At 70.2% G+C, this 25,225-nt stretch carries 27 protein-coding genes and 1 riboswitch; of the genes, 16 read left to right on the top strand and 11 right to left on the bottom strand.

Annotated elements, in window-relative coordinates; translation table 11 throughout:
- Window positions 1-94: 94 nt before the first annotated feature.
- The gene (locus H4W81_RS23245) at window positions 95-1,108 is read left to right on the top strand and encodes a carboxymuconolactone decarboxylase family protein (RefSeq protein ID WP_192776764.1); all 1,014 of its coding nucleotides are present in this window, start codon (window positions 95-97) and stop codon (window positions 1,106-1,108) included.
- A 387-nt stretch (window positions 1,109-1,495) separates the two neighbouring features.
- On the opposite strand, the gene H4W81_RS23240 is transcribed toward H4W81_RS23245, so the two are convergent.
- The 5 genes from H4W81_RS23240 to H4W81_RS23220 all read right to left on the bottom strand — a co-directional run bounded on the left by H4W81_RS23240 (window position 1,496) and on the right by H4W81_RS23220 (window position 4,823).
- On the bottom strand, window positions 1,496-2,152 hold the full coding sequence (locus H4W81_RS23240) for a CHAP domain-containing protein (RefSeq protein WP_192776763.1): 657 nt from the start codon (window positions 2,150-2,152) through the stop codon (window positions 1,496-1,498).
- Window positions 2,153-2,167: 15 nt separating this feature from the next.
- A riboswitch (cyclic di-AMP (ydaO/yuaA leader) is annotated at window positions 2,168-2,301 on the bottom strand.
- A gap of 191 nt (window positions 2,302-2,492) precedes the next feature.
- The gene (locus H4W81_RS23235; protein WP_192776762.1) at window positions 2,493-2,993 is read right to left on the bottom strand and encodes a GNAT family N-acetyltransferase; all 501 of its coding nucleotides are present in this window, start codon (window positions 2,991-2,993) and stop codon (window positions 2,493-2,495) included.
- 140 nt (window positions 2,994-3,133) lie between these two features.
- Entirely contained in the window at window positions 3,134-3,808 is a 675-nt protein-coding gene (locus H4W81_RS23230) for a DUF3618 domain-containing protein (protein WP_192776761.1), read from the bottom strand.
- The gene (locus H4W81_RS23225) at window positions 3,784-4,182 is read right to left on the bottom strand and encodes a phage holin family protein (protein WP_192776760.1); all 399 of its coding nucleotides are present in this window, start codon (window positions 4,180-4,182) and stop codon (window positions 3,784-3,786) included. The genes H4W81_RS23230 and H4W81_RS23225 overlap by 25 nt, the downstream gene beginning before the upstream one ends.
- Window positions 4,179-4,823 carry an ATP synthase subunit B family protein gene (locus H4W81_RS23220; RefSeq protein WP_192776759.1) on the bottom strand — a complete coding sequence of 215 codons (645 nt, stop codon included), beginning with the start codon at window positions 4,821-4,823 and terminating at the stop codon, window positions 4,179-4,181. Before H4W81_RS23220 ends, H4W81_RS23225 begins: the two co-directional genes overlap by 4 nt.
- Before the next feature lie 427 nt (window positions 4,824-5,250).
- Between H4W81_RS23220 and H4W81_RS23215 the strand changes: the two genes are divergently transcribed.
- On the top strand, window positions 5,251-6,573 hold the full coding sequence (locus H4W81_RS23215) for an MFS transporter (protein WP_192776758.1): 1,323 nt from the start codon (window positions 5,251-5,253) through the stop codon (window positions 6,571-6,573).
- 118 nt (window positions 6,574-6,691) lie between these two features.
- Complete coding sequence (locus H4W81_RS23210; RefSeq protein WP_318781904.1) at window positions 6,692-6,973, top strand: IclR family transcriptional regulator domain-containing protein; 282 nt, start codon at window positions 6,692-6,694, stop codon at window positions 6,971-6,973.
- Here H4W81_RS23210 and H4W81_RS23205 read toward each other — a convergent pair.
- Window positions 6,962-7,783: a PaaX family transcriptional regulator gene (locus tag H4W81_RS23205; protein ID WP_318781903.1), complete on the bottom strand. Its 822-nt coding sequence runs from the start codon at window positions 7,781-7,783 to the stop codon at window positions 6,962-6,964. The two genes, H4W81_RS23210 and H4W81_RS23205, sit on opposite strands and share 12 nt — an antisense overlap.
- Before the next feature lie 84 nt (window positions 7,784-7,867).
- Between H4W81_RS23205 and H4W81_RS23200 the strand changes: the two genes are divergently transcribed.
- The 5 genes from H4W81_RS23200 (at window position 7,868) to H4W81_RS23180 (ending at window position 12,872) form a co-directional block, all read left to right on the top strand.
- Window positions 7,868-8,749 (top strand): SDR family NAD(P)-dependent oxidoreductase, encoded by an 882-nt coding sequence (locus H4W81_RS23200; protein ID WP_192776756.1) that lies wholly within the window; start codon window positions 7,868-7,870, stop codon window positions 8,747-8,749.
- A complete protein-coding gene (locus H4W81_RS23195) occupies window positions 8,746-9,615 on the top strand; it encodes an amidohydrolase family protein (RefSeq protein WP_192776755.1) in 870 nt (289 codons plus the stop codon). The genes H4W81_RS23200 and H4W81_RS23195 overlap by 4 nt, the downstream gene beginning before the upstream one ends.
- Window positions 9,612-10,070: a MaoC family dehydratase gene (locus H4W81_RS23190; protein ID WP_192776754.1), complete on the top strand. Its 459-nt coding sequence runs from the start codon at window positions 9,612-9,614 to the stop codon at window positions 10,068-10,070. Before H4W81_RS23195 ends, H4W81_RS23190 begins: the two co-directional genes overlap by 4 nt.
- Window positions 10,071-10,139: 69 nt before the next feature.
- The gene (locus tag H4W81_RS23185) at window positions 10,140-11,324 is read left to right on the top strand and encodes an MFS transporter (RefSeq protein ID WP_318781902.1); all 1,185 of its coding nucleotides are present in this window, start codon (window positions 10,140-10,142) and stop codon (window positions 11,322-11,324) included.
- 66 nt (window positions 11,325-11,390) lie between these two features.
- Window positions 11,391-12,872, top strand: a complete 1,482-nt coding sequence (locus H4W81_RS23180; RefSeq protein WP_192776753.1) for an acyl-CoA synthetase — start codon at window positions 11,391-11,393, stop codon at window positions 12,870-12,872.
- Between the two features lie 92 nt (window positions 12,873-12,964).
- Here the strand turns inward: H4W81_RS23180 and H4W81_RS23175 are convergent, their stop codons facing one another.
- Window positions 12,965-14,101 carry an FAD-dependent oxidoreductase gene (locus H4W81_RS23175; protein WP_192776752.1) on the bottom strand — a complete coding sequence of 379 codons (1,137 nt, stop codon included), beginning with the start codon at window positions 14,099-14,101 and terminating at the stop codon, window positions 12,965-12,967.
- Window positions 14,102-14,370: 269 nt separating this feature from the next.
- Here H4W81_RS23175 and H4W81_RS23170 point away from each other — a divergent pair, with 269 nt between their 5' ends.
- The 4 genes from H4W81_RS23170 to H4W81_RS23155 all read left to right on the top strand — a co-directional run bounded on the left by H4W81_RS23170 (window position 14,371) and on the right by H4W81_RS23155 (window position 18,481).
- Window positions 14,371-14,904: a hypothetical protein gene (locus H4W81_RS23170; protein ID WP_192776751.1), complete on the top strand. Its 534-nt coding sequence runs from the start codon at window positions 14,371-14,373 to the stop codon at window positions 14,902-14,904.
- A complete protein-coding gene (gene qcrB, locus H4W81_RS23165) occupies window positions 14,901-16,550 on the top strand; it encodes a cytochrome bc1 complex cytochrome b subunit (RefSeq protein WP_192776750.1) in 1,650 nt (549 codons plus the stop codon). The genes H4W81_RS23170 and qcrB overlap by 4 nt, the downstream gene beginning before the upstream one ends.
- A 79-nt stretch (window positions 16,551-16,629) precedes the next feature.
- Window positions 16,630-16,764: an AraC family transcriptional regulator gene (locus H4W81_RS23160; RefSeq protein ID WP_225958745.1), complete on the top strand. Its 135-nt coding sequence runs from the start codon at window positions 16,630-16,632 to the stop codon at window positions 16,762-16,764.
- Between the two features lie 154 nt (window positions 16,765-16,918).
- The gene (locus H4W81_RS23155) at window positions 16,919-18,481 is read left to right on the top strand and encodes a hypothetical protein (RefSeq protein ID WP_192776749.1); all 1,563 of its coding nucleotides are present in this window, start codon (window positions 16,919-16,921) and stop codon (window positions 18,479-18,481) included.
- Window positions 18,482-18,490: 9 nt separating this feature from the next.
- Here the strand turns inward: H4W81_RS23155 and H4W81_RS23150 are convergent, their stop codons facing one another.
- From H4W81_RS23150 to H4W81_RS23140, 3 genes are all read right to left on the bottom strand, one after another.
- The gene (locus tag H4W81_RS23150) at window positions 18,491-19,447 is read right to left on the bottom strand and encodes a MerR family transcriptional regulator (protein WP_192776748.1); all 957 of its coding nucleotides are present in this window, start codon (window positions 19,445-19,447) and stop codon (window positions 18,491-18,493) included.
- A 177-nt stretch (window positions 19,448-19,624) separates the two neighbouring features.
- Entirely contained in the window at window positions 19,625-20,128 is a 504-nt protein-coding gene (locus tag H4W81_RS23145) for a DUF3995 domain-containing protein (protein WP_192776747.1), read from the bottom strand.
- A gap of 216 nt (window positions 20,129-20,344) precedes the next feature.
- Window positions 20,345-20,734, bottom strand: coding sequence for a MerR family transcriptional regulator (locus H4W81_RS23140; RefSeq protein WP_192776746.1), 390 nt, complete (start codon window positions 20,732-20,734; stop codon window positions 20,345-20,347).
- A gap of 83 nt (window positions 20,735-20,817) precedes the next feature.
- Here H4W81_RS23140 and H4W81_RS23135 point away from each other — a divergent pair, with 83 nt between their 5' ends.
- Both H4W81_RS23135 and H4W81_RS23130 read left to right on the top strand, forming a co-directional pair.
- Complete coding sequence (locus tag H4W81_RS23135) at window positions 20,818-21,480, top strand: SDR family NAD(P)-dependent oxidoreductase (RefSeq protein WP_318781901.1); 663 nt, start codon at window positions 20,818-20,820, stop codon at window positions 21,478-21,480.
- Complete coding sequence (locus tag H4W81_RS23130) at window positions 21,477-21,839, top strand: nuclear transport factor 2 family protein (protein ID WP_192776745.1); 363 nt, start codon at window positions 21,477-21,479, stop codon at window positions 21,837-21,839. The genes H4W81_RS23135 and H4W81_RS23130 overlap by 4 nt, the downstream gene beginning before the upstream one ends.
- Window positions 21,840-21,901: 62 nt before the next feature.
- Here the strand turns inward: H4W81_RS23130 and H4W81_RS23125 are convergent, their stop codons facing one another.
- Entirely contained in the window at window positions 21,902-22,831 is a 930-nt protein-coding gene (locus tag H4W81_RS23125; protein WP_192776744.1) for a zinc-binding dehydrogenase, read from the bottom strand.
- Between the two features lie 122 nt (window positions 22,832-22,953).
- Between H4W81_RS23125 and H4W81_RS23120 the strand changes: the two genes are divergently transcribed.
- Window positions 22,954-23,496, top strand: a complete 543-nt coding sequence (locus H4W81_RS23120; protein WP_192776743.1) for an LOG family protein — start codon at window positions 22,954-22,956, stop codon at window positions 23,494-23,496.
- A 298-nt stretch (window positions 23,497-23,794) separates the two neighbouring features.
- Window positions 23,795-25,201 carry a hypothetical protein gene (locus tag H4W81_RS23115; protein WP_192776742.1) on the top strand — a complete coding sequence of 469 codons (1,407 nt, stop codon included), beginning with the start codon at window positions 23,795-23,797 and terminating at the stop codon, window positions 25,199-25,201.
- The last annotated feature ends 24 nt before the right edge of the window (window positions 25,202-25,225 follow it).

Here is a 25,225-nt window from a genome sequence, read left to right as displayed (position 1 = left end):
GTAGCGCGCAGTGTCATCGACGGTACGACGACATGCCATGGACCGGCGGCGATGATCGGAACTCCGCATCGCACGACCTCGAAGGGCATGGTCAATGTCGTCAATCATCCGTCACGTCACCCCCGTCTCCCCGCAGCGCGCCCGAGGCGTGCTGGCCGAGGTGTATGCGCAGGTCAATGCCGAGTTCAGCAGCATCGGGCCTGCGGTGATGATGATGTCGCCCTCTCCGGAGCTCATGGCGGCCGGCTGGTCGCTGATGCGCGAAGCGCAACTCGCCGGCGCGACCCCTGCGCTGGACAAGGCACTGGTGGCCTTGGGGGCGGCGCAGGCCAACGGGCTGGAGTACGACATCCAGGCGTTCCTGTCGGTGCTGCGGCTCCTCGGCAGGCCGGAGCTCGCGGACGCCGTCGAACGCGGCGACTCCCTCACCGACGCGAGGCTCGAGGGCCTGCTGCGCTGGGCGGCATCCACCGGCGTCCAAGGCGTCGAACCTGTCGAGGCGCCGTTCTCCGATCCGGTGGCCGCCGAATACCTCGGCACGGTGCTGTTCACGCACTTCGTCGACCGGGTGGCGGCCGCCATGCTCCCTGCCGGGCTGACGCCTGGCAGCATGGATCCCGCCGACGAGCCCCCGTTCGAGGGCGCCCCGGTCCTGCGCGAGCTCGACCAGGAGCTGCGCCCGGGAACCACCTTGTCCCTGCTGAACGACCTCCCCACCGGAGAGCCCCCGGCGTGGGCGGCCGATCTGCCGATCGGACAGGCGTATGCCACCCTGGCAGCCACCGCGGCCCAGGGAGCAGGCCTCCTCACACCCGCCGCCGCGGCCGTCGTCGCTGACGTGGTCGCCACCCACCGCGGCCGCCGCCTGCCCGTCGGTGACTGGCTGGACAAGCCGCTGTCCACGCTCTCCTCCGACGAGGAGCGGTTGGGGGCGAGGCTGGCGATCCTGGCCGGCCTCGCGCCGGAGGCCATCACCGACGACCAGGTCTCCTCCTGGCGCGCCACGGACCGCCGCCTCAGCGACCACTGCACCGTCTTCCTGTTCGCCTACGGCGCCATGATGGCTGTGACTCACATCGAAGCCGACATCACCGCTGCTCGCGCCTAGAGCGGACGTGCCCCTGCTGCACGGCTGCGCGCGGAACCGCCCACCTCGCAGCCTCCACGGGAAGGAGGCCGATCCGGGCCGGTCGTGCTGCGAGGCAGCGGTCTCGCAGGGCGCGGCCGAGGGGCGGCAGCTGTCGCCCCCCGAGAGCGTGGCCGCAAGCTGCTCATATCCAGCTAAGCAGCCGCGAAGCCTCCGGACAACCGCTGGGACGGCACGCCCTGTGGGAGGGCCTGGTGGGTGGTGTGCCTGCCGGGCGATCACCAGCGCCTGGTCCGCGGTGGCCGGCGTTTCGGCGTAGGCCGGCGTGATGTTCTCGTAACCCTTGGACGTGCGGGAGGCGTGCTCCTCCCGCACGTTGCCCCTCTTGACGGAAAACCCGTGGGGGGCTCAGGCGTAGACGGGGTAGCCGTAGCCCACGACGTCGGACTTCGGCCTGATCCGCTGCTCCACCTTGCCGTTGCCGGTGTTGCCTTCGATCGTGGTGATCGTGCCGTCGCCGTTGTCCTTCTTCACCAGGCCCATGTGGTCGATGGCGCTCAGGTTCTTGCTGTCGTCCCAGGCGAAGTACACGACGGCGCCGGGCTTGGCGGTGGTGCCCCAGCGCTGGTTGGCCTTGAACCACTTGGCCCAGGTCACGGTGTAGGCGTCCCAGCCGACCAGGGGCCGGATGCCGGCCTTCTCGCCGACCCAGGAGACGAACATGGCGCACCAGGGCGCGTTGGCGTAGGCCCTGACGCTCCCGCCGTCGCGGGCGAGGGTCTCCTTGGCCCGGGGGCTGCTCATGTACCAGTTGTGGAACTCGGTGCCGCCGCCGCTGGCGTTCTCCGCGACACCGATCTTCTGCTCGGCCACCCTCAGCAGGTCTTCGGCCTTCACCTTGGGCAGCTTCTCCGCGGCGATCTCGAGGGAGGTCTTCTTGGGCAGCGAGACGGAGTGGTGACCGTCGGCGAAGGCGGGGGAGCCGGCGAGAACTCCACCGGCGAGCACGCTCGCTCCGAGGACGAGGCGTGACAGGCGGTTGAGCATGGGGGACTGCTTGGACATGCGGGGGTTGTGCTCCTCTGCTTCCATACCGCCTACCGGGTTAGCTGACGGGTTCGGGCGTGGAAGTGCCCTACGAGCGTGGTGCTCGATTCACCCCAGAAAGATGGGTCCCCGGCTCCGCTGGATCGCGGACTCGGCGGCCGCGCCGTACTTGGAGGAAGAGATCGTCCAAGGGTGTCGCGCGGTCTCGGCAAGATGGAGGCGCCACGCGGGGCGTGACGCCTGAGTCCCTCAAACTACGTAATGGGTACATGAAACGCAAAGGGTTCATCAAGGTCATCGCCCGAAACCCCTGCTTGAGCTGCTGTCGGGCGATCCAGACTTTACTTTCGCGGGTGGTTCAGCGTGTCCTGCGGTAACGGGTCATCGGGCCGAGCAGGCCGGGCACCACCGCGAACGGGGCCATGCCGAGCCGCTCGACGACCGCAACCGACGCGGCGTTGCCCTCGTCGACCTCAGCCAGCACCTCGGGCAAGCCGAGGGGACCGAGAGCGTGTTCCACCACCGCACCGGCGGCCTCGGTGGCATACCCCTTGCCCCACGCACCTGGCTCCAGGCTGTAGAAGACCTCGAGCCCGAGCTGCTCCAGCGGCCGCAGCCCGGCCGCGCCGACCAGATCGGCCGCTTCCTTTCCCCGGATCAGCCAGAGACCGTAGCCACCCGCGGCGAAGTCCCGCACGCTGTCCTCGATGGCCCCGGTGATCTCCGCCGGAGACAGGACCGCTCCATCGAAGAGGAACCGTCGCACGTCCGCGCCGGTCCAGTGCGCCATCAGTTCGGCATGGTCGTGTACGGTCACCGGGCGCAGGATCAGGCGCTCTGTCGTCAGGACGTGGTCCACGACCGGCAGGCTATCGACGACCTCATCGGAACCGCTACGGAGTTTCGCGCCCAAGACTGCCGGTTCGCGGGTACCGCCGACGGCGTGATTCACAGAGATGGGGCCCGCCGCCGTCTGTTCGGCGGCAGCGGGACATGTGGTTAGGAGGGGCCGGTGGGACGGTTCTGGCCGGTGACCTGCTGGGCTTGATCGCGGGCCTGTTCGCCCGTCGTCGTGGCCGCGTCCGTGGCGGTCTCCCTGACCTGCTGGACGGCCTGCTGAGCGGCGTCCTTGGCCTCCTCGCCAAGGTGCTGAGCCGATTCCTGTACCGCTTGGCTGATCGGCTGGAACGCCTCGCCGGCCTGCTCCCTGAGCTGCTCGGCGGCCCGCTGTTCGGTCTCCGTCTTGGGAATGAGGGCGGCCGCGAGGAGTCCGGCGCCGAAAGCGATCAGCCCCGCCGCGAGCGGGTTGCCCTCCGTGCTGCGCATCGCCTGTTGTGGCGCCGCCTTCACCGCTTCGGTGGCCTGTTGGGCCCCCTGCCTGACGGTGTCCGCCGCCTGCTGAGCGCCGTGCGTGAGTGTCTCGGTGGCTTGCGCGGTGCCCTGGCGTGCTCTGTCGCCGACGTCGCCGGTCCGCTGCTGGACTCGGCCGACGGCCTGGGTAGGAGTGCCCATGATCCGCTCTCGCATGGTGCGGGCCGCCCGGCGCATCCGGTCGGTACGGCGTTGCACGATCCGCGACGGGCTCGTCTTGTCGGTGAACCGGTCGACGTCGGTGGCCAGTTCCGCCCTGGTACGGGCGATCTCGTCTCTTATTTCTTCAGGTCGCGTGCCCATCGCGCGTCCTCCTTGAGGGTGTCGATTGTCTGCTCCGGTTTCGGCGACACCTGCCGCAACCGGGCTCGTCCGGTCACGAAGAGCACTGCGCCGATGACTGCCCACACCGCGGCGACGATCAGCGCAGCCCAGCCCAGGTGCATGAGGCTGCCCAGGCCGAACATGACGGCCAGCGTCACGAGCAGGGCGACCATGTAACCGGCGAACCCCGCGCCGCCCAGCAACCCGGCCGCCTTGCCGGCCTTGGCCGCCTCCTGCCGAATCTCGGCTTTGGCCAGCTCCACTTCCTGGCGGAACAGCTGGGACAGGTCCTCGCCGATCTCGCCGACCAACTGCCCCAGTGATGGCTGCTCCGGTTGGCTGGGTGTGGTCATGGCACCTCACCGCCCCAGGTCGGCGGCGGCGGAGTGGCGGGAGGTGCCGGTACCTGCTGCGGCGGAGTCGCCTGCGGTTGGACCTGTTGCTGCGGTCGAACCGGTTGGGCCGCGTCCACCGGCTCGGTGGGCGTGGTGGGCGTGGTGGGCGTGGTGGTGCTGTCGGTGCCGCTCGCCGCCTTGGCGATTCTGCCGACGAGGAACCCCGCCGCCAGCGCACCGGCCAGGAATGCCGCAGGCCGGCGGCGTGCGAAGTTCTGTACCTCTTCCACCAGGCCGGCCAGGCCGTTCTGGTCGAGGTAGTCGGCCGCCCGCCGTCCTCCGTCGGCGACCTGCCGCACGACTGCCGTGACCGGGGAGTCGGGCTTGGCCGTGTCGTTCATGGCTGCCAGGTCGTCCGCCCACTGGCGGATCCCCTGGGCGGCCCGCTCACTTTGGTGCTGTGCCTGCTCACGTGCGCGCTCCCGAAGCTGCTCGGCCACACGGCGCGTCTGGTCTCTGGCCTCTCCCGCCACCGCCTTCGTCTGCTCTTTGGCGGTCTCGGCGACCTGTCCCGCGGCGGCCTGGGCCTGCTGCGTGGTCCCTTGCGGTTCTTGGCCGTAGGGTGGAGGGGTCCCTGTTTCGGCTGGATACTCGCCCATCGATGCCCTCCCAGAGGTTGCTTGTTTCCGGCATCCGCCTGCCGCTACCCGGGCCTCGCGGGCACATTCGCATATGCAGACAAAGAGGGCATATGGGATGATCCCGGCAATTTCGCCTGTTTCCGGAGGAGAGCGCCCCACCCACGTGTGAGGCTTGGGAATCCCCGCGGCCCGGAGCCGACTGAGATATCGAATCCCCAAGCGAGGCCGAGCTGGGTGGACTGCCCGACCACGGTCTGCAGGTCCTCCATGTACGGCATGGCCGCCTCTCGCAGGCCCAGCGGCGGCGAGGCGCGTTGGGCCAGCTCCCACATGCGCACCCCGATCCGCACATGATGGTCGAGGCCTCATTGAATGGAAAGGCCCTGGTGAAGTGGACCGACGAACCGCATTCTTGGCAGCTCATCCCCCAGAATGGGGTTCTGACATGGGTGTCAACCTTCGAGAGCGCATCGACGCGGCCCCGATGTCGCGCTTCCAGTGGTCCGCCATCGCGGTCTGCGTCCTGCTCAACGTCCTCGACGGCTACGACGTGCTGGTGATGGCCTTCACCGCGACGGGCGTGTCGGCCGAATGGCGGCTGACCGGCACCGAGCTCGGCCTGCTGCTGAGCGCGGGGCTGGTCGGGATGGCGCTGGGCTCGCTGTTCCTCGCGCCGTTCGCCGACAAGGTCGGCCGCCGCGCGATGATCCTGCTCTGTCTCGTGCTGGCCACGACCGGCATGGGCCTGTCGGCGCTCAGCCAGAGCGCGGTGCAGCTCGGGCTGACGCGCGTGCTCACCGGCGTCGGCATCGGCGGCATCCTGGCCGGCAGCAACGTGATCAGCGCCGAGTACGCCAACCGCCGCTGGCGCAGCCTCGCCGTCAGCCTGAACTCGACGGGATACGCGATCGGCGCCACGGGCGGCGGCATCGTGGCGGCCGTCCTGCAGAGCACCTCGGGCTGGCGTGCGGTGTTCGCCCTCGGCGCCGCCGCGACGGCTCTGCTCATCCCGGCGGTGCTGTGGCGGCTGCCCGAGTCGCTGGACTTCCTGCTCACCCAGCGATCACTCGAGCGGCTCAACAGGTCGCTGGCCGCGATGAAGCACCCACAGGTCGAGGCCATGCCGGAGGTCGTTCCCGCTCCGGCGGGCAAGGTCAGGCAGATCCTCGCCCCCGGCCTGCGGCGCAACACCCTGCTCACCTGGGCGGGTTTCTTCATGCTCATGTTCGCCTTCTACTTCGTCACGACCTGGACGCCGAAGCTCCTCGTGCAGGCCGGGCTGGCGGCCGACCAGGGAATCACCGGCGGGGTGCTGCTCAATCTCGGCGGGATCTTCGGCTCCACGCTGATCGGGCTGCTGGCGGCCCGGTTCGCGCTCAAGCGGGTCCTGGTCGCGTACACGGTTGTGACGGCCGCCCTGCTCCTGGCGTTCGTCCCGGCCACCTCGGCGCTCGCGGCGGCCTTCGCGCTCGGCGCCCTGATCGGCCTGTTCGTCAACGGTTGCGTCGCCGGCCTGTACGCGCTGACCCCGGCGATCTACGACGCGCCGGTCCGCGCCACCGGGGTCGGCTGGGGGATCGGCATCGGCCGCATCGGCGCGATCATCTCACCGGTCGTGGCCGGTCGGCTGCTCGACGCGGGCTGGGGCCCGGGGCAGCTGTTCGCGCTGGTCTCCGGTGTTCTCGTGCTCGGTGGGCTGGCCGTACACGCCTTCCGTCTTTCACCCAGTGAAAACCCGGCTGGGCGGGCCCCGGCGGCGTCCCGATAGTTGGCCCATGACTGCATTCGTCCGCAACCACGGCTCGTTCTGGAGCTCTGACCGGTCATGGGCGGCCGTTCCGTCACCGCCAAGGTGCTCGCCCTGCTGGAGGCGTTCGCTGCGGGCCGTGCCCGTGTGGAACCGCGTCGGCGGTCGTTTCGCGCTGCACGCCACGGGCGTCGGCCTGGCCCTGCCGGCCCGCGCGCCCGCGCAGGTCCAGGAGGAGGTTCTCGCCCAGCCATTGCGGCGCTACACCGCCAAGACCATGACCGATCCGGCCACGCTGCGCCGGGTCCTGGCCGACGTGCGCAGGTCCGGATACGCGGTCAGCGATGGTCAGGTGACTCTCGACGCCCTGTCGGTGGCCGCCGCGGGACGGCCGGTCATGCGGAACCCGTCACGGAGATAGGGGCAGCTCGTCCAGCACCGTGTCGGCCAGCTGCGCGGCACCGTCCTCGTATTTCTTGGCCAGCGTGCGGAAGACGTGCTCGGCCCTGATCGCCGGCCAGTCGGCGGGCAGGTGCTCGGCGGGCAGGTGGGGATCCTGGCGGACCAGCTGCAGCCAGTCGTGGTGCAGGAGCAGCTGCCGCGCGAGGTCGTCGGCCGCCGCCGGGAGCGGCCGAGGGGTGTCCCAGCGATCGAGGAAGACCTGGTAGCGCTCGGCGATCTGCTCGGTGTCGAAGGCCTTTCTCACCAGGTCGGCCGATTCGGTCGGCGACAACGCCCTCGCGCTCAGCACGGTGACGTGGTCGCCGAGGTCGAGCTGGGCGAGCATGGCCGTGACGTCCTTGGTGCCGGGAGCGACCCACAGGCCGCTCTGCAGCAGGCCGAACCCGGCCCACAGGAGCTGGGAGCGCAGGTCGTGCCTGGTGCTGCGGCGGCTGTCGGGCAGCGAGAAGCCGACCAGGGTCCAGGTGCCGTCCCAGTCGTGGTTGACCGCCCCGGTCTCCCACACCCGCCTGCGCCCGTCCTCCAGTACCTCGGCGGCGTGCTCGGTGAGGCCGAAGTACATCTTGCGGCCCTGGCGGCGCCGGACCAGCAGGCCGCGCTTGACCATGCGCGTGAGGGTGGAGCGCACCGCCTCCTCCGACAGGCCCAGCCGGGCGAAGACGTCGATCACGCTGCCGGAGTAGACGGCAGTGTCGCGGCCCAGCACGTAGATGCCGAGAAAGCTGAACATCAGCGACTGCGGGCGCGCGGGCGGCTGGTCGTCTGTCACAGGAAGAGGGTAGACGGCGGCCGAATATTCGGCAAAACTACGACGAGGGTCGCAAGACTGCCCGACTTCGTAGGAGTGAAATCTATGGACTTGTCAGCCAAGGTGGCCGTCGTCACCGGTGCGGGCCGCGGCCTCGGGCGTGCGTACGCCGAGGCGCTGGCCGCGGCCGGCGCGGCCGTGGTCGTCAACGACGTGAACGGGGCGACGGCCGCCGAGGTCCGCGACGGCATCACGGCCGCGGGCGGCAGGGCCGTCGCCGTCGCCGGCGCGGTGGGTCCCACCGAGCTCGCCGAGCGGCTGGTCGACACCGCGGTCAAGGAGTTCGGCCGGCTCGACGTGATGGTCACCAACGCCGGCATCCTGCGCGACAGGGTGTTGTGGAAGATGTCCGACGAGGACTTCGACGCGGTGCTCGACGTGCACCTGCGCGGCACCTTCAGCTGCGCCCGCGCGGCGGCGGTGCGCATGCGCGAGCAGGGCGGCGGTGGGCGGCTGATCCTGATCTCCTCGCCGGCCGGCCAGCGCGGCAACTTCGGCCAGACCAACTACGCCGCGGCGAAGGCGGGCATCGTCGCCATGGCCCGCACCTGGGCGATGGAGCTGGCCAGAGCGGGTGTCACGGTGAACGCCGTCGTCCCGGTCGCGGCCACCGAGATGACCATGACGATTCCCGCGTTCGCCGAGGTCCTGCGGGCCGGGGAGCCCTACCCCGACTGGCTGCGCAAGGACGAGGGCCTCGGCAGCGTCGAGGACGTCGCCTCGCTCATCGTCTTCCTCGCCTCCGACGCCGCCGCCGACGTGACCGGGCAGGCCATCGGCATCGGCGGCGACCGGCTCGCGTTGTGGTCGCATCCGAGCGAGAAGGCCGTCGCCTTCGCCGACGGCGGATGGAGCGCCGACGCCATCGCCGCCTCCTGGCACTCCGGTGTCGGCGCCGAGCCCGAGACCTACGGGATCGCGAAATGAACCTCGCCGACCTCGTCGCGATCGACGTCCACACGCACGCCGAGATCTCCAAGGACGGGCACGGCTCACTCAGTCCGGAGCTGTTCGGCGCCTCGGAGGCGTACTTCGGGTCGCACGGGAACCGCCGGCCGACCATCCCCGAGATGGCCGCCTACTACCGCGAGCGCAGGATGGCCGCGGTCGTCTTCACCGTGGACGCCGAGCACGCCACCGGCCACCCCCGCATCTCCAACGAGGAGATCGCCGAGAGCTGCGCCGAACACGCCGACGTGCTGATCCCGTTCGCCAGCGTGGACCCGTGGAAGGGCCGGGCGGGCGCGCGCGAGGCGCGCAGGCTCGTCGAGGAGTACGGCGTGCGCGGCTTCAAGTTCCACCCCAGCATCCAGGGCTTCGCGCCCAATGACCCGATGGCCTACCCGCTGTACGAGGTCATCGAGGAGCTCGGCGCGATCGCCCTGTTCCACACCGGGCAGACCGGCATCGGGGCCGGCGTGCCGGGCGGCGGCGGGATCCGGCTGAAGCACTCCAACCCCATGCTGGTCGACGACGTCGCCGTGGACTTCCCGCAGCTGCGGATCATCCTGGCCCATCCGTCCTTCCCCTGGCAGGACGAGGCGCTCGCGGTCGCCACGCACAAGCCGTACGTCTACATCGACCTGTCCGGCTGGTCGCCGAAGTACTTCCCGCCGCAGCTCGTCCGCTACGCCAACACCCTGCTGAAGGACAAGGTGCTCTTCGGCTCCTACTACCCGGTCATCACCCCGGACCGCTGGCTGGCCGACTTCGACCGGCTCGAGATCAAGCCGGAGGTCCGTTCCAAGATCCTGAAGGACAACGCCGCAGCTCTGCTCTGGAGGAAAGCATGACCATCACGGTGACCGGGCTCGAGGAGATCAAGTTGCTGGCCGGCCGGGACCTGGGCCGCAGCGGATGGATGGAGGTGGCCCAGGACAGGGTGGACACCTTCGCCGAGGCCACCGACGACCACCAGTGGATCCACGTCGACCCCGACAGGGCGAAGGACGGCCCGTTCGGTGGCACGATCGCCCACGGCTACCTGACGCTCTCCCTGCTCATCCCGCTCTTCACCGAGCTGCTGGAGATCCGGGGCGTGACGATGAGCGTCAACTACGGGCTGGAGAAGGTCCGCTTCCCCAGCCCGGTCCGGGTCGGCAGCAAGATCCGCCTGGCCGGCAAGGTCGGGTCGGTCACCGAGGTCGCCGGAGACGGCGTCCAGATGCTGCTCGACTTCGTCGTCGAGATCGACGGCGCCGACAAGCCCGCCTGCGTTGCCCAGGCCGTCTACCGGCACTACGCCTGAAGAAGTGGACCCCCCACCATGCCGATCTCGCCCCCCAGCGGTTCCAGCCCGGTCCAACTCCGTCGAGCGGTGGCCTCCAGCTTCCTCGGCAGCGTCATCGAGTACTACGACTTCCTGCTGTACGCCACCGCCTCGGCGGTGGTGTTCAACAAGGTCTTCTTCTCCAACCTCAGCCCGCTGGTCGCGACGGTCGCCAGCTTCGGCACCTTCGCCACCGGCTACCTCGCCAGGCCGATCGGCGGCATCGTCTTCGGCCACTTCGGCGACCGGCTGGGCCGTAAGCAGATGCTGGTGCTGACGATGATCCTGATGGGCGTCGCCAGCTTCCTCATCGGACTGCTCCCCACCTACGCGCAGATCGGCACCGTCGCACCGGTCATGCTCGTCCTGCTCCGCGTCCTCCAGGGCATCGCGGTCGGCGGCGAATGGGGCGGCGCCGTCCTGATGTCCGCCGAGCACGCGACCGGGCGCCGCGGCCTGTGGGCCAGCTTCACCAACGCCGGAGCGCCGTTCGGCATGGTCCTCTCGACCGCCGCGCTCACCGGCACCGCGGCCGCCGTGGGCGAGGAGGCGTTTCTGAGCTGGGGCTGGCGCGTGCCGTTCCTGATCAGCATCCTCCTGCTCGGCCTCGGACTGTTCGTGCGCATGCGCGTCGAGGAGACCCCGGTGTTCAACGCCGCCAGGAGCCAGGACGCGCCCCGCACCGCGCCGCTGGTCGACGTGCTGCGCAACCATCCCAGGACGCTCCTGCTCGCCGCAGGCGTCGGCATGTCGGCCTTCGTCGCGCAGGGAACGCTGACCACCTTCCTCATCTCGTACGGCGTGCAGACCGGTTTCGCCAGGCAGGACGTCCTGAACAGCCTGACACTCGCCTCCGCGCTGGCCGTGCTCAGCATCGTCGGCTGGTCCGCGCTCTCGGACCGCGTCGGACGCCGCCCGATCGTGCTCACCGGAGCACTGCTCATGGCGGTGTTCGCCTTCGCCATCTTCCCCATGGTCGGCACGGGGAACGTGGCCGTGCTCACGCTCACACTCGTCCTCGGCCAGTCAGTGCTCCACCCGATGATGTACGGCCCGCTCGCCGCGCTGTACGCGGAGCTCTTCAGCACCCGCAGCCGCTACACGGGCGCCTCGCTCGGCTACCAGATCGCCGGACTCGGCGCCGGCCTGGCGCCCCTGTCTTCGCCCAGATCCAGGCCTCGGGCGGCTCGACGATCGTGGTCTCCGCGGTCATCGCCGGCTTCTGCCTGCTGACCGTGGCCTGCATGCTGGCGTTGAAGGAGACCAGCCGCGCCGACCTGATGGGAGAGCTCGTACCCGATGCGTAACGCAGGAGTGGGCGGGTGGCCGGCCCGCCGAGCCCAGATGACGCCCGGCCGTACCGCTTTCGTCTTCGGCGAGCGGTCCTTCACCTACGCGGAGGTCCACGAGCGCACCACGAGGCTCGCCTCGCGGTTGCGCGAGGCCGGGGTGCGGGCCGGTGACCGGGTCGCCTACCTCGGCCCCAACCATCCCGCCTTCGCCGAGAGCATGTTCGCCACCCACGTGCTCGGCGGGATCTTCGTGCCGCTCAACTTCAGGCTCGCGGCGCCCGAGATCGAGTACATGCTGGCCCAGTCCGGCGCCTCGGTGCTGATCTACGCGCCGCAGTGCGCCGGGGTGGTCGGAGCGCTGCCCGGCACCCCGCCCGTGACGCTCGGCTCGGCGGAGTACGAGAGGTGGATCTCGGAGGGCGACCCCACACCGATCGACGTGCCCGTGGCGCTGGACGACGTCGCGCTCATCCTCTACACCTCCGGCACCACCGGACGTCCCAAGGGGGCGATGCTCACCCATGGCAACCTCGTCTGGAACAGCTTCAACATTCTGATCGGCGTCGATGTGGCCGGCGACGAGGTGACACTGGTCAGCGCCCCGCTCTTCCACGTGGCGGCGCTGAACCAGACGTTGCTGCCGACCTTTCTCAAGGGCGGCCGCTCAGTGATCATGCCGTCGTGGGACGTGGACGAGTGCTACGACCTCATCGAGAGGCATCGCGTCACCTGGATGTTCGGCGTCACCACCATGTTCGCGGCGTTCGCCAGGTCGCCGCGGTGGGCCGGGGCCGACCTGTCCTCGCTGCGCAACCTGATGTCGGGGGGAGCGGCGATCCCGGCCGCGCTGATCCGCACCTATCAGGAGCGGGGGCTGGTGTTCTGCCAGGGGTACGGGCTCACCGAGACCGCACCGGGCGCGACCTTCCTCGAGGCCGGCGAGAGTGTCAGGAAGGTCGGCTCGGCCGGGGTGCCGGTGTTCTTCGCCAACGTGCGGGTGGTCCGTCCCGATCTCACGGACGTGGCGGCCGGCGAGCCGGGCGAGGTGCTCGTCAAGGGGCCGAACGTGACCCCCGGCTACTGGCGCGACCCCGCGGCCAGCGCCGCGGCCTTCGCCGAGGGCGGCTGGTTCCGCTCGGGCGACGTCGCCACCGTCGACGAGGAGGGACACCTCCACATCGTCGACCGGGTCAAGGACATGTACATCTCTGGCGGGGAGAACGTCTACCCGGCCGAGGTCGAGGCCGTGCTGTTCGAGCACCCCGCCGTGGCGGAGGTCGCCGTGATCGGGGTACCCGACGCCACGTGGGGCGAGGTGGGCCGCGCCTTCGTCGTGCCGCGCCAGGGCGGCGAGGTCACCGCCGCCGAGCTCGGCGACTTCCTGCGCGGACGGCTGGCCAAGTACAAGATCCCCCGCTACTTCGAGGTGGTGGACGACCTGCCGCGCACCTCGTCCGGCAAGATCCGCAAGTCCGAGCTGCGGAGATGAGATACCCGCGGTGGGGAAGGGGATGCGCTGGTCATCGGCGGGCATTGTGCCGTACCTCGCGACGCGGAGGCGCCGCGAGCCGGCCGCTGGTGTCAGATCCGGTTGCTGAGGGTACGCAGCAGGCCGCCGAACCCGCGCGTGGCCAGGCGCGGCGGCACGGAAGCGTTCATGCGCATGAGGTACTCGCTCTGCATCAACGTCCTCGGGCCGGACACCGCGAGACTGTGCGAGGCGATCATGGAGGCCAGGGCCGCCTGCCGCCTCCGCCTGGACGAGTACACGCCTACGACCGCGGCCGGATCGGGTACGGCGTCCAGGCACTCCACCAGCGTCGCCACATCCTCGAGCGCCTGGTTCGTGCCCTGCGCCCCCACGGGAGGCATCCCGTGCGCCGCGTCCCCGAGCAACACGCACCGCCCGTCACCCCAGTGGCGCGGCACCTTGTGCCGGGTGTGCGGGAACAGTTCGGCGTCGCCGTCCCCCAGCGACGCCAGGACCTGCTCGACCGGCGCGCCCCACCCCGTGAACCGCCGCCGCAGCATCTCCAGCGGCTTGTCCTCCGGTGGCGCGCCCGGCGACCACGGCACGTCGAAGAACCACTGCATGAGCCCGTCGCCGGCGCCCATGTACCCGAAGTCGCCCTGCCGGCCGACCATCAACGTCGTGGTCGACCCGGGGTCGAACGGGGCCGGCGTCAGGCCCTGCCAGATCGCCCCACCGGTCAGCGCCGCCGGGCCACCGCCCAGGACGAGGGCGCGCACCCGCGAGTGCACACCGTCGGCGCCCACCAGGAAGTCGCCGCCGTACTCCTGACCTGTCTCCGTCCGCACCCGTACGCCGTCACCGTCGGTCCGCAGCTCCGCGACCCGCGTGCCGAACCGTACGGTCCCCTCCGGCAGCCCGCTCTCCAGGAGGTTGATCAGCGACCCGCGCGGGATCACCCGCGCCGCCGACCCGAACCGTTCCGCCAGCGCTTCCAGATCGAACTCCAGCACCTGGCGGCCGCTCGCGGTCCGCAGGCACATCGTCGTCAGGCGCTGCCCCGTCCCTTCCAGGTCGACACCCAGGTCCCCGAGGATCGCCGTGCCGTTGCACCACAGGGTGACGGCCCCACCCCCGAGGCGCAGCCCCTGCGCCTGCTCCAGCACCACCACCTCGTGACCTGCGGCGGCTAACCCCCGCGCGGCCGCGAGCCCACTGATCCCCGCCCCCACCACAAGCACCCGCACTGTTGCCCTCCGCTTCCACTACAAGCTGTAGTACTACTCTTTATAGAGCAACAGGCCGCCGTCTAACAGAGCCTTGTGTCTGGAGAGGGGTGGCGCGTGGTCCGGGTCGCCGAGTCTCCCGGCCATCGGCGCAGCGTTGAGTTGACGTACGGGATGCTGCGTGCCTACGACCTGGACCGCGATAGGGCAACATGCATCGTTATTTATCGGGCGATTTGCATTTATTTCAGGCATCTGGGCGAACATGGAGGTAGGGAGAGGTGTGCGGCATGGACCAGTCGGAGAAGCGGCTGAGCGAATTTCTCGACGCGCTCGACGTGCAGCTGCCTTTCGTGCGCTACCAGGTGCGCCGGTTCCCTGAAGGGGAAGAGTTCCTTCGCCTCAGCGTGCCGGGAGCCGCTCGCTCGACGGTGTTCATCCAGGACGGCGAGTGGATCTGCCTCAGTGAGACCGCATCGGATGTGACGCTGCAGCGCGCGTTGGGCTCGGTGGAGGAGCAGCCCGAGGCCGTCGTCGGCCGCCTGTCGTTCCCGGTGCGCGTGCCGCCGCCGCTACCGCGGGGGATACGGCTGGTGCGCGCGGTCGGGTTCGGCTTGGCCGCGGCTGTGGGCACGGCCGTCCTCGCCGCCGTCGTGCTGACCGTCCTCGTGTTCGGCAACGGGTATGGCTACGGTTCCGACGCCGTTCACTGGACGATCAACACGCTCGCGATCGTGTGCGGCGCCGTTGTGGGCGGCTGGGTGGGCCGCCGGTCCTGGCGCGCCAGGCGACTCGAGAGCAGGAAGAAGGAAGGTACGGCGTGAGCGAACTCAAGTCCGTTCCCAAGGCCATCGCGGGTCCGTCCAGTTACCTCGACGACCGGATCGGCGCGGGGACCTTCCTCAAGCGCAACCTGCGCAAGATCTTCCCCGACCACTGGTCGTTCCTGCTCGGTGAGATCGCGCTCTACTCGTTCATCATCCTGCTGCTGAGCGGGACGTTCCTGACGTTCTTCTTCAAGCCCAGCATGATGCACGTGATCTATGACGGTCCTTACGAGCCGCTCAAGGGCGTCATGATGTCCGAGGCGTACGCCTCGACGCTGGAGATCAGCTTCGAGGTGCGAGGTGGTCTGCTGATGCGGCAGATCCACCACTGGGCCGCGCTGTTGTTCGTCGCCGGCATGATGGTGCACATGCTCCGCGTGTTCTTCACGGGTGCATACCGTAAGCCGCGCGAGCTGAACTGGCTGATCGGCGTGCTGCTGCTGACGCTGGCGCTGGTCGAGGGTCTGACGGGGTACTCGCTGCCCGATGACCTGCTGTCGGGTGCGGGGTTGCGGATCACCGAGGGTGTGGCGATCTCGTTGCCGCTGGTGGGTACGTACATCACGTTCTTCCTGTTCGGCGGGGAGTACCCGGGTGAATACGTCATCGCGCGGTTCTACTCGCTGCACATCTTGCTGATTCCCGGCATTCTGCTGGCGTTGATCTCGGCGCACCTGGTGCTGATGTGGGTGCAGAAGCACACGCAGATGCCGGGCAAGGGGCGCAACAACCACAACGTGGTCGGTGCGCCGTTCTACCCGGCGTTCATGCTCAAGGCCGGGGCGTTCTTCATGTTCACCTTCGCGGTGGTCGCGGGGTTGGCCACGTTCACGCAGATCAACCCGATCTGGGCGTTCGGTCCCTACACCCCCGCGGACATCTCGGCGGGTTCGCAGCCCGACTTCTACATGGGCTTCCTGGAGGGCTCGCTGCGGCTCATGCCGGCGTGGGAGATCAACCTCTTCGGCACCAGCGAGTTCGGCACGCTGCCGCTGAGCGTCATCATCCCGGCCCTGTTGCCGATGGGCATCATCATGACCGGCCTGGCGCTGTATCCGTTCATGGAGCGGTGGGTGACCGGCGACACGCGCGAGCACCACGTCGCCGACCGTCCCCGCAACAACCCGCACCGCACCTCGATCGGTATGGCGGCCATCACGTTCTACGGCGTGTTGTGGCTGCTGGGCGCCAATGACGAGATCTCGGCCTTCTTCCAGGTCAGTCTCAACTGGACGACCTACATCGGCCGGGTGCTGGTGCTGGTGGGCCCGGTGATCGCCTACATGATCACCTACCGCATCTGCCTGGGCCTGCAGCGTTCCGACGCCGCGGTGATCGGGCACGGTGTGGAGTCGGGTGTGATCAAGCGGCTGCCGCATGGTGAGTTCATCGAGGTTCACACGCCGCCGGCGGAGGACATCGAGGCGCACATGCGCGGCAAGGAGGCGATCCGGCAGGTGGACGTGGACGCCGACACCGAGGGCATTCCGCCGAAGGGGATGCGCGCCCCGCTGGGCAAGCTGCGTGGACGGATGTCGAAGGCGTACGGCGGGGAGAAGATCCCGCTGGACGCCGGCCACGGTCACGGCGAGGAACACGCCGAGATCGGCCCCGGCGACGAGGCACCGCGGAAGCGAGGGTAAGCGCACGAGCTGCCGGCAAGGAGATGATCAGCCGGCACCGACCTGGCCGTGCGCCGGTTTCTACGGACGATGCGCCCGGTTGACGGCCGGCGTCGAGCGCATCGCCGTACAGGCCGGTTTCGGTTCGCCCACCGCGTTCAGGGAGCGGTTCAAACGAGTGGCCGGCGTCACGCCGCAGTCCTATCGCTCCGCCTTCCGCACCAACGCCTCCTGAAGGTCAAGGATTGTTCCGCAGGTCAGGCCGGGCGTCGCCGACAGGCGTCACTCGTAGCGCTGAGGGGCATGCTCACCTGCGCATGCCGGTCTGTCACCTTGAACGGATGACTGGGCGGCCGCCGTACAGACGGGGAGCGAAGAGGGCTGCTGAGATGAGGCTAGGGTGGCTCGGCCAGGTGACGGCGCAGGTGGGCAGCGGCAGCCGGGCTTGGCGGCACGCGCCGTTCGGGGTGGTGCTGGCAGCGGCGATCGCACTGCGAGCTGTCGCCGGCGCGGGTTATCCCTCGATGCTGTGGACCGGCGACTCCGTCGTCTACGTGCGGTCGGCGCTGACGCTGACCCCGGCGGCGCACCACCCCGGCGGGTATCCCCTCCTGTTGTGGCTGCTGCGGCCGTTCCACAGTTTCACCGCGGTGGTGGCCGCCCAGGCGCTGCTGGGCCTGCTCACCGGGGTGATGGTGTACGCCCTGGTGTGGTGGGCGGCGCGGACCGCGTGGCCGCACCGGTTGCGGCGCTGCCAGCTCCTGGGCTGCGCGGCCGCGGCACCGGCGCTGTTCGACGGCGACCGCCTCCAGCTCGAGCATCTGCTGGTCTCCGACGAGCTGTTCGGGTTCCTCGTCATGGCGGCGATGACCGCGCTGTTGTGGCGGCGGCCCGTGACCCTGCGGTCGGCCGGGCTGTCCGGGCTCCTCGTGGGATGCGCGGCGGTGACCAGGACCGCCGGCCTCCCGCTGATCGCTGTCATCGTGGCCGGGATCGTCGTGATCGGAGTGACCGGGGGGAGCGCCGGTCGTCCGCGGATGGCACGAGGTGGGGAATGGCGCCGGCTGGGGGCGGGTGTCACCGTGGCGACGGTGGCGTTCCTGGCGCCCGTCACCGCGTACATGACGTGGTTCCACAGTCACCACGGCGAGTTCGGTTTCAACAAGCACGGCGCGGTCTGGCTGTACGGGCGTACCGCCGCCTTCGCCGACTGCGCACGGATCAAGCCAAGCCCCGACCTGGCCGTGCTGTGCCCCAGCCGGCCGCCGAAAGACCGGCGGATCGCCTCGCCCGTGTACGCGGCCATGTTCTCGAAGGAGTCGCCCTTCCGCCGTGTCGGCGGCATCTACGGACCGCGCTCCAACGAGCTGGCCCGCCGGTTCGCCTCGGCCGCGATCAAGGCCCAGCCCGTCGACTACCTGCGGGTGGTCGTTCGCGACACACTGCGCGCCTTCGCCCCCGGTCACCCTCCGTACCCCACCACCTGGACCGAGGCCAAGTACCACTTCCCCAAACGCGCCCGCGGGGCGCTCAACACCGCCGCCGCCGTCGGCCAGTCCCAGCTGGCGGACGCCTATGGGGGAGCCGGCGGCCAGACCCGTGTCGTGCCGCCCTACGCGCGCTGGGTTCGGGCCTACCAGGCTCGCTTCTACCTGCCCGGCCCCGCTCTGGCCGCCCTGATGCTCGCTGGCGCCGTCGGCATCGCGGCCGAGCTCGTGGCCAGGGTCCGGCTGCGCCGGCAAGGGGTCCAGCGGCCAGGCGAACCGGGACCCGGCGTCGCGGCGCTGCCGCCCTGGCTGATGGCCGTCGCCTTGCTGGTGATCCCGGCCGCGACCGCCGACTACGACCACCGCTACGTCCTGCCGGTGATACCGCTGGCCTGCCTGGCCGCCGCCCTGACCCTCATCGCCCACACGCGCGAGACCGACCGTGTGGGAGGGGCGGCCAGGTAGGCACCTCGGTCAGGCGGGGTTGCTCTTCAGCCAGGCGAGGACCTGCTGGGCGTGCTCGTTCGGTGGGAAGATCGGGTAGAAGACGTGCTCGATCTTCCCTGCACGGATGACGAACGTGAGCCGCCGGTAGAAGCGCTCTCCGCCGGCCTCGAAGGTCGGCAGCTCGAGTGCTTTGGCGAGCCGGAACTCGGTGTCGGAGAGCATGGCGTAGGGCAGCCGCAGCCGATCCACGACTCCTCGCAGGTAGTCGGTGGTCTGGACGGACATCCCGTGCACGCTGGCCGCTCCGGCGGCGGTGAGGTCCTCGTAGTGGTCGCGGAAGTCGCAGGCCTCGGGGGTGCAACCGCGCGCTCCCGGGATGTCGTCCCAGCCTCGGGGCAGGTCGACGTCCGGGGTGCCGATGAGCGGGAAGACGTACAGGACGTGACGGCCCTCTCCCAGGTCATGGAGTCGCACCGTTTCACCGGTGGTGCTGGGCAGCGTGAGCTCCGGCACCGCCGTCGCCGCCAGGTGACGGGCCGCGCCGTCGTCCTCGGGAACGGGCAGGCCCGCGGGAAGTTCGTAGAGGTTGGTCATCTTTGTTCGCTCCTGGTCGCGCGGGGAGAGGGGGAAGTTGCGGGCGGCGGCGCTTCGCAGCCGGGCGATCAGCTCGGTCCTGCGCTCGGTGAGGGCGTCGATCCGCGTGGTCAGCTCGTCGATCGCGGCGCGATACCCGGCCAGCGACGAGGGACAGTCATCGGCGTGCTCATGACCGACGTCCAGGCATTCCAGGAACGGCCGTGTCCGGTCCACCGAGATGCCCAGCCGGGAGAGCGCGCGGATCTCGCGGACCCGCCGGAGGTCGTCGGCCGAGTAGTCGCGATAGCCGTTGTCGAGCCTGACCGGGGTGACCAGTCCCAGCGATTCGTAGTAGCGAACCGCCTTGGTGCTCACTTTCGCCTTGCGTGCGAGTTCACTGATCTTCATCTGCATTCACCTGCGGAAACCATAAACCTTGCCCCTGAGGGCAAGGTCAAGGGCGGGCCTCCGGCTGCGGATATGCCTGGCGCTGGACCACGTGGACGAGCAGTTCTTCTCACCGGAGGGCTCGATCGCCCGCCCCGCCGCCCCCCGGCGCCTCACCTGAGCGCCGCCGCGCGCGTCTCACACCAGCGACGCGGGCCTTCGCGTGTTCCTGGCCTCGGGGCTGGTCCGTCGCTGGTAGGACCGAGTGCAGATGCCGAGCGCGATGCCCAGTCCGGCGAACGCCAGGCCGCCGACGATCCCCACCCAGGCCGACCAGCCCTCGGCGTCCCCCACCGTGAAGCCGAGCGGAGCGGCGATCATGGTGCCGAGCCCGTACGGTGTCAACGTCAGCGCGCCCGCCCAGCCGGGCACCAGCAGGCTCCAGCGCGGCAGCCTGGCTCCCCAGGACATGACCAGCGCGGCCAGGAACAGCATCGCGACCAGCGCCCCGACGGCGGTGAAATCGAGACCGTGCCGTTCCATCCACACCAGCACGTCGGGCGCGCCGTTCGCCTCGAGTTGGACGGCGAGGTCACCGGCGGGCTTGCCCGCGCTCCCGCCGAACGCCCAGTAGGTCTTCATCACGGCGTAAGGAGCAAGGGAGGTGGCGCCGGCCCAGGCGGCGGTCGAAGGTTTCGTCATGTCCACGATCGTGTCAGCCACCCGGGCCTCGCGACTCCCGCTGCTGTGTGAGCCGATCCCCCGCACGGGGGATCGCCTGGTGCCGCCGATTCGTGCGAGCGGGGGGCGGCGGTGGACATCGAGGGACGGCCGGCACGACGGGGACGGTCAACGGCAAATCCACGAGGATCGCGGCGGCCCGGCCAGAGACCCGGACACTCAACCCGCGCGTCCCCCCTATCGCGGGGGCCCGTCCGAGTCCTGCTCGGAGTGGCCGAGGGCGGTGGCCAGGATCTGGTCCAGCTCGCGCTGGGAGGTCTGGAGCTGGGTGATCGTCGCCGCCATGCGAGCGCGCTGCTGCCGCAGGTTGGAGAGCACGGTCGGGCAGGCCGTCGGCACCGCCAGCCCGTCCCTGTCGTGGACGCAGTGCAGGAACTGGGCGATGACCGTGGTCGAGAGCCCGGCGGCGAGCAGGGTGCGGATGTGACGTACCGTCGCGACATCCGCTTCGGAGTACTGGCGGTAGCCGTTGGCCAGCCGTACCGGCCTGAGCAGGCCCTGCTCCTCGTAGTAGCGCAGCAGCCGCCGGTTCACCCCCGTCTCCTGGACCAGATCGCCGATCCGCATGTGGTTCCTCCCGGGCTTGACCCTCACATCGATGTGACGCCTTACCGTCCCCATTGTTGCCGATCAGGAGCGAGGAGACAGAAGTGTCTGGTGCAGTGATCATCGGGGCGGGCCCGGGCATCGGCCAAGCGGTCGCCCGCCGTTTCGCGCAGGAGGGATTCTCGATCGCCCTCATCGCACGCGGGAAGTCCACTCTGGAAGCCGCGGCCGAGGCCGTTCTCAAGCACGGGGTGCAGGCCGTCACCTTGACGGCGGACAGTACCGACGAGGTCGCGTTGCGCGCCGCGCTCGACCAGGCGGCCGATGAGATCGGCCCGCCGGAGGTCGTGGTGTACAACGCCGCGATCATCCAGGCCGACGCGCCTGGAGAGCTGCCGGCACAGGGTCACCTCGACGCCTGGGCGGTCAACGTGGTCGGCGCCCTCACCGCCGCCGCGCACACGGCGCCCGCGATGGCGAGGCGGGGGAGAGGCTCGATCATCATCACCGGCGGCATGCCCGAGCCGAAGCGGCAGTACGTGAGCCTCTCGCTGGGAAAGGCCGGCGTCCGAACCCTGGTGACGCTGCTCGACCAGGAGTACGGGGCCCACGGCGTGCACGTGGCCAGCGTCACCGTGGCCGGTCCGGTCGCTCCGGGCACCGCCTTCGACCCCGACGACATCGCCGAGCACTACTGGCGGTTGCACAGGCAACCGCGGCGGCGATGGGAGCAGGAGGTCGTCTACACCGGGTCCGCCGCGTCATGAGCACCGACGTTCTGACCGCACTGCTGGGCGCCTGGCAGCGTGCCTTCGACGAGCGCAGGGTGGCCGACCTCGTCTCGCTGTTCACCAAGGACGCGCTCTTCCAGGGCATCGGCTCACCTCTGCGGGCGGGCCCGGCGGAGATCTTCGGGTACTACGCCGCCGTCCCCGAGGGCACGACGGCACAGGTTGACGTGCTGCGCGGGGTCGAGCTGGGTGAGGGGCTCGTGGGTGGGTTCGCGGACGTCAGGTTCACCGGCCGCGCCGGTGAGGTCCGCCGGATACGCCTGTCCGTCGTCGCGGAGCGCGTCGCCGACGCCTGGCTCATCCGCCAGTATCACGCCGCGAGCCACGAGCCCTGAGCCCAGGAGAACGGCAGGCCGGGCTCGGGCGGGTGGTGGTGCACCGGGAGAGCGGGTGCTCGTCAGGTCAGGTCGAGGACGGCCTTGCCGTGCAGGCGGCGCTCACGCAGGGCGTCGAAGGCTTCGGCGGCCTTGTCCCAGCTGCCGCGCCAGGCGATGCCGGGGTCGAGTGCGCCCTGGGCGACCAGTTCGGCCAGGTGGGTCAGATCCGGGGCGAGGCCGGTGCAGGCCAGCAGGTAGAAGGTGGAGATGGTGCGGTTGTGGCGGCCTTCGTTGCCCAGGAACGAGCCGGCGGGGAAGACGGTGTCCTCCTGCGAGGCGTGGCCGACGGTGACCAGGGTGCCGTGTTCGGTGAGCCTGGCGTACGCGTCGACGAGATGGGCGCCGCCGACCAGCTCGACGACGCCGTCCACCGGTTCGCCGAGCTCTCCAGGCGCGGTGATCACTTCGTCGGCGCCGAGCCGCCGCAGGCCGTCCCCATGTGTCTCGGGATCGCCCGTGACCGCGACCACGTGCGCGCCGCCTTGGTGGGCGAGTTGCACCGCGTACCTGCCGACGCCGCCGGTGGCGCCGGTGACCAGGATGCGCCTGCCTGGCAGGGCGCCGATCCGTTGCAGGGCGCGCAGGGCGCTGGCCCCCGCGACCGGGATCGTGGCGATGGCCCCGAGGTCGGCGCCCACAGGGACGGTGCCGATCAACGCGGTGTCCACGGCCCGGAGTTCGGCCCAGGCGCCGCCGTCGGCCACGGTGACCACCGGGGTTCCCGCGGCCGGTCCTGACCCGTCCGCGGCCGGGCGCTCCACCACGCCGGCCGCGTCCCAGCCGGGGACGGCCCCGTCGGGTTGGCCCGCGAGGACGTACTTCACCTCGCCGTAGTTCAGCGAGGTGGCGGCGACCCGGACCAGCGCCTGGTTCGGAGCCGGTTCGGGATCGCGGACGTCCGCGATCCGCAGCCCGGTGGGGTGGGAGCGGTCGACGACGAGAGCATGCATGAGCGACACCTTTCGAAGGGAGTGTGTGCCTGCCGCCGACTATAGCGCCACTGAGTGGCAAAAGGTCATTGAAGGCTTTAGTTATCTGGAGGCGCCGTCGCTGAGTCAATACAGTGACGCCTATGAACATCTGTGTCTTCTGCTCCGCCGCCGACCTCGACGAGCGCTACACCGTCCCCGCGCGAGAGTTCGCCGAACTGATCGGGAAGGGCGGCCACACCCTGGTGTGGGGTGGCTCCGACTCGGGCCTGATGAAGGTCATGGCGGACGGCGTGCAGGAGGCCGGTGGCCGGCTCGTCGGCATCTCGGTGGAGTTCCTGGCGCACAAGGCGCGCCCCGTCGCCGACGAGATGGTGATCGCTCGTGACCTCGCCGAGCGCAAGGCGCAGCTCCTCGCCCGCGCCGACGCTATCGTGATCATGGTGGGTGGCAGCGGCACCCTCGACGAGGCCACCGAGATCCTCGAACTGAAGAAGCACGGCCTGCATGCCAAGCCGGTGGTGCTGTTGAACACCGCCGGGTTCTACGACGGGCTGAAGCAGCAGTTCCAGCGCATGGAGGCGGAGGGGTTCCTGCCGGTGCCGCTCACCGAGCTGGTGTTCTTCGCCGAAGAAGGGGTCGGCGCCATCGCGTTCCTGGAGGAGCGGGCGGGCGTGCAGAGCTGAGCCCGCTCCTCTGCCGGGCGCTGAGAGGCCGACACCGGGCGCCAGGCGGGCGGCGTGCTGGGACGTCAGGGAAGTGCCGCTCCGCCCACCGGCACAGTTCGCCCAGCAGTGGTGACAGCGACTCCCCCGGGGAGGGAGCGAGTATTCGACGTGCGGCGGGACGACCGGGAAGGCGACGCGCCGCTGGACTTCAACAGCTCGATCGTCACGGCGTGAACTTTTTCGCCCGCAGGTGGCGAAAGGAAGGAGACGACCACGTCGGCACGGGGGATCCCGGCTGGCCCTCTCCTAGGAGTTCGTGCTGTCCGGAAACCGGCATCTCGCCTTCCTGGCGGCGCTGCTGCCCGCGATCCTCCTGCGCGTTCTGGCGATGGCCGGATACCGGCCCGCGTTGTGGTTCTGGGCGGACTCCTTCTCCTACCTGGAGGCGGCGGCCGCTCCCGCCCCTGGAACGTTCCGGCCGCTCGGATACCCGTTGTTCCTCGCCGCCCTGGCGCCGGCGCACAGCCTCGCCCTGGTCACCGCCGTCCAGCACGTCCTCGGGGTGGGCCTGGCGGTCGGCGTCTACGCGGTGCTGCGGCGGCGCGGGCTGCCGGGCTGGGGCGCGACGGTCGTGACCCTGCCGGTGCTGTACGACGAGTTCCTGATCCTCCTCGAACACATGATCATGGCCGACGCGTTGTTCACCGTCCTGGTCACGGCGGGGGTCCTGGTGCTGTCCCGCAGGGTCGTCACGTCGCTGTCGGCCGGCGTCGGCGGGGCGCTGCTCGGGCTGGCGGCGATCACCAGGACCATCGGCGTGGCCGTGCTGGTGCTGGCCGCCGCGCACCTGCTGCTGCGCCGTACCGGATGGCGGCCTCTGGCGGGGCTGGCGCTCGCGGGGGCGCTGCCGCTGGCGGCCTACGCCACCTGGATGTACGGCACCAGCGGCACGCTCGGGCTGACCAGGGCGGACGGGCTCTTCCTCTGGTCGCGCACGATGACCTTCGCCGACTGCTCGGTGATCAGGCCGGAGCCGGAGCTGGCGCGGCTGTGCCCCACGACTCCGGTGGCGGGACGGCCCGCCCCCGCCCACTGGCTGTGGGGGCCGGCGTCCCCGCTGGCCGAGCTGCGCGGCGACCGGAACACGCTGGCCGGACGGTTCGCCCGCGCCGCCATCCTGGCCCAGCCCGGCGACTACCTCGGCGCGGTGGGCGGTGACCTGCGCGGGCTGCTGCGCTGGGAGCGCACCACGGCCAGGTCGGCGTCGACGAAGAAGACGAATCCCTACTGGTTCCCCTTCGGGGAGCGGCCGCTGAAGCCGTCGGTCAGGGCGGTGGCGGAGGCCTACGAGGGCGGCCCGGCGGCGACGCGGATCGCCGAGCCGTACGCGGGGTGGCTGCGGGCCTACCAGCGCGTCGGCTATCTGCCCTTTCCGCTGCTGGTTCCGCTGCTCGGGGGCGCCGCCGTCCTCGCGGTGGCGCGGCGGCGCCACGACGCGCTGCTGCCCGGTACGGCGGCCGCGGTGCTGATCCTGGCTCCGCCGTTCCTGGCCGGGTTCGACGTCCGTTACGTCGTCCCGGCCATCCCGCCGGCCTGCCTGGCCGTGGGCCTCGCCGTCGCGGACGGCCGGTTCCACCAGCGGTCGATGTCGCGGACGGGCAGGCTCCGCAGCGCGCGCACCCTGCCGTGCCCGTCGTACGGCACGCAGCGTGCGACGTGCTAATGCGCTCATCCTGCTCCTGTCAAC

It is taken from the genome of Nonomuraea africana (assembly GCF_014873535.1).
Classification (GTDB): domain Bacteria; phylum Actinomycetota; class Actinomycetes; order Streptosporangiales; family Streptosporangiaceae; genus Nonomuraea; species Nonomuraea africana.
The sequence above is the reverse complement of the archived record's forward strand: the minus strand, read 5'-3'. Positions and strand labels throughout refer to the sequence as shown.

Coding starts and splice junctions, on each gene's coding strand:
- H4W81_RS23155 (WP_192776749.1), top strand. CDS start 16,919: ATGAGGCTAGGGTGGCTCGGCCAGGTGACGGCGCAGGTGGGCAGCGGC.
- H4W81_RS23170 (WP_192776751.1), top strand. CDS start 14,371: ATGGACCAGTCGGAGAAGCGGCTGAGCGAATTTCTCGACGCGCTCGAC.
- H4W81_RS23130 (WP_192776745.1), top strand. CDS start 21,477: ATGAGCACCGACGTTCTGACCGCACTGCTGGGCGCCTGGCAGCGTGCC.
- H4W81_RS23125 (WP_192776744.1), bottom strand. CDS start 22,831: ATGCATGCTCTCGTCGTCGACCGCTCCCACCCCACCGGGCTGCGGATC.
- H4W81_RS23215 (WP_192776758.1), top strand. CDS start 5,251: ATGGGTGTCAACCTTCGAGAGCGCATCGACGCGGCCCCGATGTCGCGC.
- H4W81_RS23140 (WP_192776746.1), bottom strand. CDS start 20,734: ATGCGGATCGGCGATCTGGTCCAGGAGACGGGGGTGAACCGGCGGCTG.
- H4W81_RS23150 (WP_192776748.1), bottom strand. CDS start 19,447: ATGAAGATCAGTGAACTCGCACGCAAGGCGAAAGTGAGCACCAAGGCG.
- H4W81_RS23245 (WP_192776764.1), top strand. CDS start 95: ATGTCGTCAATCATCCGTCACGTCACCCCCGTCTCCCCGCAGCGCGCC.
- H4W81_RS23180 (WP_192776753.1), top strand. CDS start 11,391: ATGCGTAACGCAGGAGTGGGCGGGTGGCCGGCCCGCCGAGCCCAGATG.
- H4W81_RS23195 (WP_192776755.1), top strand. CDS start 8,746: ATGAACCTCGCCGACCTCGTCGCGATCGACGTCCACACGCACGCCGAG.
- H4W81_RS23220 (WP_192776759.1), bottom strand. CDS start 4,823: ATGGGCGAGTATCCAGCCGAAACAGGGACCCCTCCACCCTACGGCCAA.
- H4W81_RS23240 (WP_192776763.1), bottom strand. CDS start 2,152: ATGTCCAAGCAGTCCCCCATGCTCAACCGCCTGTCACGCCTCGTCCTC.
- H4W81_RS23225 (WP_192776760.1), bottom strand. CDS start 4,182: ATGACCACACCCAGCCAACCGGAGCAGCCATCACTGGGGCAGTTGGTC.
- H4W81_RS23145 (WP_192776747.1), bottom strand. CDS start 20,128: ATGACGAAACCTTCGACCGCCGCCTGGGCCGGCGCCACCTCCCTTGCT.
- H4W81_RS23120 (WP_192776743.1), top strand. CDS start 22,954: ATGAACATCTGTGTCTTCTGCTCCGCCGCCGACCTCGACGAGCGCTAC.
- H4W81_RS23200 (WP_192776756.1), top strand. CDS start 7,868: ATGGACTTGTCAGCCAAGGTGGCCGTCGTCACCGGTGCGGGCCGCGGC.
- H4W81_RS23190 (WP_192776754.1), top strand. CDS start 9,612: ATGACCATCACGGTGACCGGGCTCGAGGAGATCAAGTTGCTGGCCGGC.
- H4W81_RS23230 (WP_192776761.1), bottom strand. CDS start 3,808: ATGGGCACGCGACCTGAAGAAATAAGAGACGAGATCGCCCGTACCAGG.